This is a genomic window from Collinsella sp. SGI.184 (assembly GCF_050313415.1).
Taxonomy (GTDB): domain Bacteria; phylum Actinomycetota; class Coriobacteriia; order Coriobacteriales; family Coriobacteriaceae; genus Collinsella.
Map to the genome: position 1 here is coordinate 1 of NZ_JBNPLJ010000037.1, position 1,638 is coordinate 1,638.

Below are 1,638 nucleotides of genomic sequence, written 5' to 3' on the forward strand. Positions count from 1 at the left end.
CCTTGATTATCAACTTTATCCGAACACCTCCCACATTCATCCGTACATGTGCGGATGAATGTGGGAACCCGATACACTGAGGGCCGGATCGGCCGGCCCCGGGAGATCGGAGGACGGCATGTCCGGAAAGAAGAAAAGTGGCTCCGCAAGGGCGGTCCCGAGGGCCTACGGAAGGCTCACGAGGCACGAGCGGGACACGGTCCAGAGGATGCTGGAGCGCAGGGCGTCGTGCAGGGAGATCGCGAGGGAGCTGGGCAGGTCGCCCTCGACGGTGAGCGCCGAGGTGGCGTCGCACAGGTTCGTGACGGCGCCGAAGGCCAGGCGCGGCGAGCGCGTGGACGCCTCCGCCGACCTGTCGGCGGCCTGCCCGCGCCTGGCGGCGTGGCCGCGATGCTGCAACGGCTGCGGCCGGTACCGCGCGATCGGCTGCAAGCGCCGCCCCCACGTCTTCTACGAGGCCCGGGCCGCGCAGCTGTGCGCCGACTCGGTCCTCGTCTCGTCCAGGCGCGGGATAGACGCCGACGAGCCTGCCGCGGCGGCCAGGCTGGAGGCGATAAGGGACTGCCTGCGCCGGGGGCTGTCGCCCGAGCAGATGGCGGCGCGCAACGGCGGCCCGGTGGACCTGTCGCCGTCGACCATCTACCGCTGGGTCTCGGCGGGCTACGACGGCATGACCAACATGGAGCTCAGGCGCAAGGTCGGCTACAGGCCGAGGAAGCGCGCCGCGGGCCGGGCGGCGACCCGCCACTCCGCCCGCAGGTCGCATGCCGCGTTCCTCGCCCTCGGGGAGGACGCGTGCGCCGCGGCCTGGGAGATGGACACCGTCGAGGGGGCCCGGGAGGACTCCGCCTGCCTGCTCACGCTGCTGCACCGCCCCAGCAGGCTCCAGCTCGCGCTGCCGCTGGAGGAGAAGACCGCCGGGTGCGTCGCGGGCGCCCTGGAGGGCGTCCGGGCCGTCCTCGGCGCCGACGGGACGCGCCGCGTGTTCCGCGCCGTCCTCACCGACAACGGCGCCGAGTTCTCCGACGAGGCGGCGATCGCGGCGCTGCTCGGCGAGGGGCCGGGCGAGACGAGGCTGTTCTACTGCGACCCCAGGCGCAGCGACCAGAAGGGCGCCTGCGAGCGCAACCACGTCGAGATCAGGAAGCTGCTGCCCAAGGGCGCCGGAATCAGGTTCGACCGGCTCGCCCCGGCCGACCTGGCGCTGGCCATGTCGCACGTGAACTCCGAGCCCCGCGGCGCGCTCGGCTTCGCGACGCCCGCGCGCGCCTTCAGGGCGATGCTCGGGGAGGACGCGGCGGCGCTGCTGGACGCCTACGGCGTGGGGGACGTGCCCATCGGGGAACTCGACCTGACGCCGGGGCTCATCGAGAGGGCGCGCGCAGAGAGGGGCGATGCCCCGCTGGCCTAGCCTAGGAGAAAAAACGGAATAGACGGACCGACCGTCCGGCTGAGTCTGGGAAGAGGTGCCGGGCGGCGGGCGGAGCATGGCCACCGGACCCATCGAAACACATCTCCACCATTCCTTCAACTGGGAAAACGGCGCCCCCGGGGCCCGAGAGGGGCCGCGGGGACGTTCGGTTAACTGCGGGAGCGTGCCATCAGCTCAATGTGTTCGGTTGAGATCGGAAATCAACC

General features: G+C 71.6%; 1 protein-coding gene. It reads left to right on the forward strand.

Annotated elements, in window-relative coordinates:
* The first annotated feature begins 118 nt into the window (after positions 1-118).
* Positions 119-1,411, forward strand: coding sequence for an IS30 family transposase (locus tag ACQRAJ_RS08695; RefSeq protein WP_427748377.1), 1,293 nt, complete (start codon positions 119-121; stop codon positions 1,409-1,411).
* Positions 1,412-1,638: the final 227 nt, after the last annotated feature.